This is a genomic window from Nocardia sp. NPDC003345 (assembly GCF_053589395.1).
On record NZ_JBSFRU010000314.1, the window covers coordinates 1 to 7,692 of the forward strand.

The 7,692-nt window shown below is 67.7% G+C and carries 6 protein-coding genes; all 6 read left to right on the forward strand.

Features of this window, described 5'->3' with window-relative positions; translation table 11 throughout:
• Positions 1–1,934 (forward strand): pyruvate dehydrogenase (acetyl-transferring), homodimeric type (gene aceE, locus ACWDU1_RS26225; RefSeq protein WP_450002442.1); only part of this gene is annotated, 1,934 nt, incomplete at its 5' end.
• Positions 1,935–1,944: 10 nt separating this feature from the next.
• On the forward strand, positions 1,945–3,279 hold the full coding sequence (locus ACWDU1_RS26230) for a PucR family transcriptional regulator (protein WP_450002444.1): 1,335 nt from the start codon (positions 1,945–1,947) through the stop codon (positions 3,277–3,279).
• 128 nt (positions 3,280–3,407) lie between these two features.
• Positions 3,408–4,322, forward strand: a complete 915-nt coding sequence (locus tag ACWDU1_RS26235; protein WP_450002446.1) for an ACP S-malonyltransferase — start codon at positions 3,408–3,410, stop codon at positions 4,320–4,322.
• Between the two features lie 127 nt (positions 4,323–4,449).
• On the forward strand, positions 4,450–4,752 hold the full coding sequence (acpM, locus tag ACWDU1_RS26240) for a meromycolate extension acyl carrier protein AcpM (RefSeq protein WP_033244933.1): 303 nt from the start codon (positions 4,450–4,452) through the stop codon (positions 4,750–4,752).
• Between the two features lie 10 nt (positions 4,753–4,762).
• A complete protein-coding gene (locus ACWDU1_RS26245; RefSeq protein ID WP_450002448.1) occupies positions 4,763–6,013 on the forward strand; it encodes a KasA/KasB family beta-ketoacyl-ACP synthase in 1,251 nt (416 codons plus the stop codon).
• A gap of 128 nt (positions 6,014–6,141) precedes the next feature.
• Positions 6,142–7,575, forward strand: coding sequence for an acyl-CoA carboxylase subunit beta (locus ACWDU1_RS26250; protein ID WP_450002450.1), 1,434 nt, complete (start codon positions 6,142–6,144; stop codon positions 7,573–7,575).
• The last annotated feature ends 117 nt before the right edge of the window (positions 7,576–7,692 follow it).

Sequence of the window (7,692 nt, forward strand, 5' to 3'; positions counted from 1 at the left end):
CGATCTGCCCGGTGCGCGGTAACGGCAAGATCATCCAGGAGCTGGAATCGTTCTTCCGCGGCGCGGGCTGGAACGTCATCAAGGTGATCTGGGGCCGGGAGTGGGACGCGCTGCTGGGCGCCGACCGCGACGGCGCGCTGGTGAACCTGATGAACACCACCCCCGACGGCGACTACCAGACCTACAAGGCCAACGACGGCGCCTACGTCCGCGACCATTTCTTCGGCCGCGATCCGCGCACCAAGGCCCTGGTGCAGGATCTGTCGGATCAGGAGATCTGGAACCTCAAACGCGGCGGTCACGACTACCGCAAGGTGTACGCGGCGTACGCGGCGGCGCTGGCGCACAAGGGTCAGCCGACGGTGATCCTGGCCAAGACGATCAAGGGCTACACCCTCGGTAAGCATTTCGAGGGCCGCAACGCCACGCACCAGATGAAGAAGCTGACGCTGCAGGACCTCAAGGATTTCCGCGATCTGCAGCGCATCCCGATCAGCGACGCCGAGCTGGAGAAGGATCCCTACCTGCCCCCGTACTACCACCCGGGGCCGGAGACCAAGGAGATCCAGTACATGCTGGATCGCCGCAAGGCGCTCGGCGGGTTCCTGCCCGAGCGGCGGACCTCCCCGAAACCGCTGAAGCTGCCCGGTGACGAGGCGTACAAATCGGTGCGCAAGGGGTCGGGAAAGCAGAACGTCGCCACCACCATGGCGCTGGTGCGGTTGATGAAGGAACTGCTGCGCGACAAAGAGATCGGCAAGCGCATCGTGCCGATCATCCCGGACGAGGCCCGCACCTTCGGGATGGACTCGTGGTTCCCGTCGCTGAAGATCTACAACCGCAACGGCCAGCTCTACACCTCGGTCGACGCGGAACTGATGCTCGCCTACAAGGAGAGCACGGTCGGGCAGATCCTGCACGAGGGCATCAACGAGGCCGGTTCCACCGCGTCGTTCACCGCGGTCGGCACCTCGTATGCCACCCACGGCGAGCCCATGATCCCGCTCTACATCTTCTATTCGATGTTCGGGTTCCAGCGCACCGGCGACGGCCTGTGGGCCGCGGCCGATCAGCTGGCCCGCGGGTTCGTCCTCGGCGCGACCGCCGGGCGCACCACCCTCACCGGTGAGGGCCTGCAGCACAACGACGGTCATTCGCTGCTGCTGGCGTCCACCAACCCGGCGGTGGTGGCCTACGATCCGGCGTTCTCCTTCGAGATCGCCCATATCGTGCGCGACGGCCTGCGCCGGATGTACGGCGGCACACCGGGTGTGGACGGGTTCGGTGGCGAGAACATCTTCTACTACCTGACCCTCTACAACGAGCCCTACCAGCAGCCGGCCGAACCGGACGATCTGGACGTGGACGGTCTGCTCAAGGGCCTGTACCTGTACCGCAAGGGCGGTGCGGGCGAGGTGCGCGCGCAGATCATGGTCTCCGGTGTCACCGTGCCCGACGGCCTGCGCGCCCAGCAGTTGCTCGCCGATCACTGGGGCGTGGCCGCGGATGTGTGGTCGGTGACCTCCTGGGGCGAACTGCGCCGGGAAGCGCTCGAACTGGAGACCGAGGCGCTGCACCATCCGGGCGAGGATCCGGGGCAGCCCTACGTCGCGCGGGCGCTGGCCGGCGCCGAGGGCCCGTTCGTGGCCGCCACCGACTGGATGCGCGCGGTACCCGATCAGGTCCGCAAATGGGTCCCGGGTGATTTCACCACCCTGGGCACCGACGGGTTCGGCTTCTCCGACACCCGCCCCGCCGCCCGCCGGGTGTTCAACGTGGACGCCGAGTCCATCGTGGTCGCCGCGCTGGCCGGGCTGGGGCGGATGGGCGAGCTCGATCCGGCGAAGGCCGCCGAGGCCGCCGCCCGGTATCGCATCGATGATGTCTCCGCCGCCCCGGAGTTCACCGCCGGCGGCGCCGGAGACGCGGAGTAACGGCAGGTAGATGATCGAACGCAGACCACCGCGTCCCCGCCGGGTCACCGACGGTTCCTCGGACAACGAGGTATACCTGCCGACCGGCGCGCTGTCGCCGAACCGGCAGAACCGTGATCCGCTGCCGGACACCCTCCTCAAGCGGGTCAAGCAATTCTCCGGACGGCTCTCCACCGAGGCCGTCGGGTCGATGCAGGACCGGTTACCGTTCTTCGCCGATCTGGACGCCGCGCAACGTGCGGGAGTCCAGATGCTGGTGCAGACCGCGGTGGTCAACTTCCTGGAATGGCTCCAGGACCCGGACAGTGATATCCGGTTCAGCCTGGACGCCTTCCAGGTGATCCCACAGGATCTGGCGCGGCGCCTGACGCTGCGCCAGACCGTGGACATGGTGCGGGTGGCCATGGAGTTCTTCGAACAGTGGCTGCCCGCCCTCGCCCGCAACGATCGCCAGCTGGTTGCGCTCACCGAGGCGGTACTGCGATACGGGCGCGAGCTCGGTTTCGCGGCCGCCTCGGTGTACGCCAGCGCGGCGGAATCCCGGGGCGCCTGGGATACCCGCCTCGAGGCGCTGGTGGTCGACGCGGTGGTGCGTGGCGATACCGGGCCCGACATGCTCTCCCGGGCCGCCACGCTCAACTGGGACGCCACCGCGCCGGCCACGGTGCTGGTGGGTACCCCGCCGCGGGATCAGGGCGTCTCGGTGGTCGGCGCGGTGCACACCATCGCGGCCCGGCACGGCCGCGCGGCGCTGGCGGTGGTGCAGGGGTCCCGGCTGGTGATGGTGGTCAGCGGGAACCTGGGCGACGCGCCGCACAATTCGCCGTTCATGGCCGATCTGCTCACCGAGGCGTTCTCGGACGGCCCGGTGGTGATCGGCCCGACCACCCGCACTCTGGGTGCCGCCCACAACAGCGCGCTCGAGGCACTCGCCGGTATGGAGGCGGTGATCGGCTGGCGGGAGGCGCCGCGCCCGATTCACGCCATGGAATTACTGCCGGAACGTGCTCTGCTCGGCGATCGGGCTGCGGTGGACGCTCTCGTCGAGTACCTTGTCCTTCCGTTGGCCTCTGCCGGATCGTCTCTCGCGGACACCCTGGATGCCTACCTGGATTGCGGTGGCGCGGTCGAGATGTGCGCACGTCAACTGTACGTTCATCCAAATACCGTGCGTTATCGCCTGAAGCGGATCAGTGAGGTCACCGGGCGGGATCCGCTCAATCCGCGCGATGCCTACGTGTTGCGAATCGCCGCCACAGTAGGTCGTTTGACACGAACGCGTAACGAATCGTCAACATCGGTACCAGAAGACACATTCGTCCCGATGGACAACGACGGGGTGTAACGCGCGGGACGATTCGGTCGATCCGGACACCCCACGCGGGATTTTGTGGAGACCATACAAAAGCTGTCGGCAAGCTCTATTCACGTCGACATCTCGCGAAAGGGCCTTCACAGTGTTTTCTTAGGTACGTGATCGCGTTGTTCGCCCCTGGACAGGGCTCTCAGACACCCGGCATGCTCGCGCCCTGGCTCGACCTGCCCGGCGCTCATGACCGCCTCGCGCTGTGGTCGAAGGAATCCGGTCTGGATCTGATCCGGCTCGGAACCGAAGCGACCGCCGAAGAGATCACCGATACCGCCGTCACCCAGCCTCTGGTGGTCGCGGCCGCGCTGCTCGCCTTCGCCGAGATCGGCGAGAAGCGGGTACCGGCCGATACCGTCGTGGCGGGCCACTCGGTGGGTGAACTCGCCGCCGCAGCCGTCGCCGGAGTGATCTCCGCCGACCAAGCGGTTACGCTGGCAGCCATCCGCGGTGCCGAAATGGCGAAGGCGTGCGCGCTGGAGCCCACCGGTATGTCCGCGGTGCTCGGCGGCGACGAGGCCGCCGTGCTCGCCAGGCTCGAGGAATTGGAACTGGTTCCGGCCAACCGGAACGCGACCGGCCAGATAGTTGCGGCCGGCCGCCTGGAGGCACTTGCCGAACTGGCCGCCAACCCGCCGGAGAAGGCGCGCGTGCGCGCGTTGCCCGTGGCGGGCGCGTTCCACACCGAATTCATGGCACCGGCCCAGGAAGCGGTAGCGGCGGCGATCGCCGAGATCACCCCGCACGACCCCACCCGCATCCTGCTGTCCAACTCCGACGGCAAGCCGGTCGAATCCGGAGCGGATGCGGTGGCTAAGCTCGCCGCGCAGGTCACCCGGCCCGTCCGGTGGGACCTGTGCACCGAAACCGTCCGGCAGGCCGGCGTTTCGGCGGTGGCGGAACTGCCACCGGCGGGAACCCTCTTCGGCATTGCCAAACGGGAGCTCAAGGGCACCCCGAACCTGGCTCTGAAGACTCCGGAGGACATCCCCGCGCTGGCCGAGCTCACGAGTTCGAGCTAGCTTGCCTGCGGCCGTGTTTTTCCCGACCCCCAGGAAGACACGGCACCGAGCGGCGTAACCGTACGCCGTCTCGGCCCGAAGAAATATGTAGAGCCCTACCCAGAGAAACCAAGAAGGGAGCCACGAAGTGGCCGCTCTGACCCAGGAACAAATCGTCGAGGAGCTCGGCAAGATCATCGAAGAGGTGACCGGCATCGAGCCCTCCGAGGTGACTATGGAGAAGTCCTTCGTCGATGACCTGGACATCGACTCGCTGTCGATGGTCGAAATCGCGGTGCAGATGGAGGACAAGTACGGCGTCAAGATCCCCGACGAGGATCTCGCCAGCCTGAAGACCGTCGGCGATTCCGTCGCCTACGTCCAGAAGCTCGAGGCCGAGAACTCCGAGATGGCCGCCGAGCTCAAGGCCAAGTTCGACAACGCCGAGTAGAGGCCGACACGTGACCACTCCTTCCACCAAGAACGGGAACTTCCCGAACGTCGTCGTCACCAGTCTGGCGGCGTCCACGTCCATCGCGGGTGACGTCGATGCGACGTGGAAGGGCCTCCTCAACGGTGAGAGCGGAATCGACGTTCTCGAGGACTCCTTCGTCGAGGAATACGACCTTCCGGTCCGCATCGGCGGGCATCTGAAGGTCCGGCCCGAAACTCTGCTGAGCCGGGTCGAGACTCGCCGGATGGCCTACGTCGAGCAGCTCGCGACCGTGCTCGGCCGCGAGGTCTGGCGCAACGCGGGCAGCCCGGAGGTCGATCCGGATCGGCTGGGTGTGGCCATCGGCACTGGACTAGGTGGCGGTGACGCGCTCATCGATTCGGTCGACAAGCTGAAGAACGGGGGCTATCGCAAGATCTCGCCGCTCGCTGTTCAGATGGTCATGCCGAACGGGCCGTCCGCCGTCGTCGGTCTCGAGCTGAAGGCCCGGGCAGGAGTGGTCACTCCGGTCTCGGCGTGCTCGTCGGGCTCGGAGGGCATCGCCAACGCGTGGCGCATGATCGTCATGGGCGATGCCGATATGGTCGTCACCGGCGGAGTCGAGGGTTTCATCGACGCCGTGCCGATCGCCGCGTTCACCATGATGCGCGCGATGAGCACCCGCAACGACGATCCGAAGGGCGCCTCGCGGCCCTTCGACAAGGACCGGGACGGGTTCGTCTTCGGCGAGGCCGGCGCGCTCATGGTCATCGAGACCGAGGAGCACGCCAAGGCACGCGGCGCGACCATCCACGCCCGCCTGCTCGGTGCCGGGATCACCTCCGACGGCTTCCACCTGGTCGCCCCGGACCCCGAAGGCACCGGCGCCGCCCGCGCCATGACCCGCGCCATGCAGACCGCGGGCCTGTCCAAACAGGACATCACCCATATCAACGCGCACGCCACCGCCACCCCCATCGGTGACACCGCGGAAGCCAAGGCCATCAACAAGGCCGTCGGCAACCACGCGTCGATCTACGCGCCGAAGTCCGCGCTGGGCCATTCCATCGGCGCCGTCGGCGCGCTGGAATCGGTGCTCACCGTGATGGCCATCCGGGACGGTATCGTGCCGCCCACCCTGAACCTGGAGAACCAGGATCCCGAGATCGACCTCGATGTGGTGAAGGGCGAGGCCCGCCGCCAGGAAATCGAGTACGCGATCAACAACTCGTTCGGTTTCGGTGGGCACAATGTCGCGCTCGCCTTCGGTCGGGCCTAGCACCAGAGCCCGATCGAACTGTTCGACGACCCGGAGCGGGGCCGCCGGAAATACCGGCCGGCCCCGCTCGTCGTCTATCGACACCTGTGGCCTGTTTCCCGGCCACGCATATTCGAGGAGAGCACGCGATGACGATCATGGCTCCGGCCCGCCATCAGGAGACGGCCACCGACCCTCGCGATCCACTCGGCCGGCTACAGCGTTTCTTCGACCCGGGCACCGTGCTGCCCCTGCACCCGCGGGACAAGTCCGGGGTGCTCGCCGCGATAGGTGAGGTCGACGGAGTGCGTACCGTCGCCTACTGCTCCGATGCCACCGTGATGGGCGGGGCCATGGGCGTCGAGGGCTGCCGGCATATCGTCGCCGCCATCGACACCGCCATCGAATCCGGCGCGCCCGTCGTCGGGCTCTGGCATTCCGGCGGCGCCCGCCTCGCCGAAGGTGTCGAGGCGCTGCACGCCGTCGGCCTGGTCTTCGAGGCCATGGTCCGTGCTTCCGGACAGGTACCGCAGATCTCCGTCGTGCTCGGTTTCGCCGCCGGCGGCGCCGCCTACGGCCCCGCGCTCACCGATATCGTGATCATGGCGCCCGAGGGCCGGGTATTCGTCACCGGCCCCGACGTGGTGCGCAGTGTCACCGGCGAACAGGTCGATATGGCCACCCTCGGCGGTCCCGAGACCCACGGTAAGAAATCCGGTGTCACCCATATCGTCGCCGACGACGAAGCCGACGCCATGCACCGCGCCCGCCGCCTGGTCTCGATGTTCGCCGAACAGGGCGAATTCGATCCGCTGGCCGCCGAACACGGCAATGTCGACCTGCGGGCCATGCTGCCCGCCTCGGCCAAACGCGCCTACGACGTCAAACCGCTGGTTCACGAATTGCTCGACAATGTCGACGGCGAATCCAGCTTCGAAGAACTCCAGGGCGGCTACGCCCGCTCCATGGTCACCGGCCTGGGCCGGCTGGCCGGGCGCACCGTCGGCATCCTCGCCAACAACCCGCTGCGCCTGGGCGGCTGCCTGGACTCCAAGAGCGCCGAGAAGGCCGCCCGCTTCGTGCGGTTGTGCGACGCCTTCGGTATCCCGCTGGTCGTGATCACCGACGTCCCCGGCTACCTCCCCGGCGTCGGCCAGGAATGGGACGGCGTGGTGCGCCGCGGCGCCAAACTGCTGCACGCCTTCGCCGAGGCCCGGGTCCCGCGGGTCACCCTGGTCACCCGCAAAATCTACGGCGGCGCCTACATCGCGATGAACGCCCGCGCCCTGGGCGCCACCGCGGTCTACGCGTGGCCCGGCTCCGAGGTCGCCGTCATGGGCGCCAAGGCTGCGGTCGGCATTCTGCACAAGAAAGCCCTGGCCGCCGCCCCCGAGGACGAACGCGAAGCACTGCACGAACGGCTCACCGCCGAACACGAGGCCATCGCGGGCGGGGTGGAACGCGCACTGTCGATCGGGGTGGTGGACGAGGTCATCGACCCGGCGAAAACCCGCAGCGTCATCGCCGCCGCCCTGGCCGCCGCCCCCTGCCACCCCAGCCACAACAAGAACATACCGTTGTAATGGCGCGGCTTCGCCGCGCGGGGTTCGGCCCTCTTGGCGTCTGCTGTCAGCGCTCGAGACTGGCGGCTGCGCCGCTTTGCTTCGAGCGCTGACAGCAGACGCGGGCCGAACCCTTTG

What these genes read in the sequence shown, in the direction of transcription:
- ACWDU1_RS26230 (WP_450002444.1), top strand. Translation starts at nt 1,945, where the DNA reads ATGATCGAACGCAGACCACCGCGTCCCCGCCGGGTCACCGACGGTTCC.
- ACWDU1_RS26250 (WP_450002450.1), top strand. Translation starts at nt 6,142, where the DNA reads ATGACGATCATGGCTCCGGCCCGCCATCAGGAGACGGCCACCGACCCT.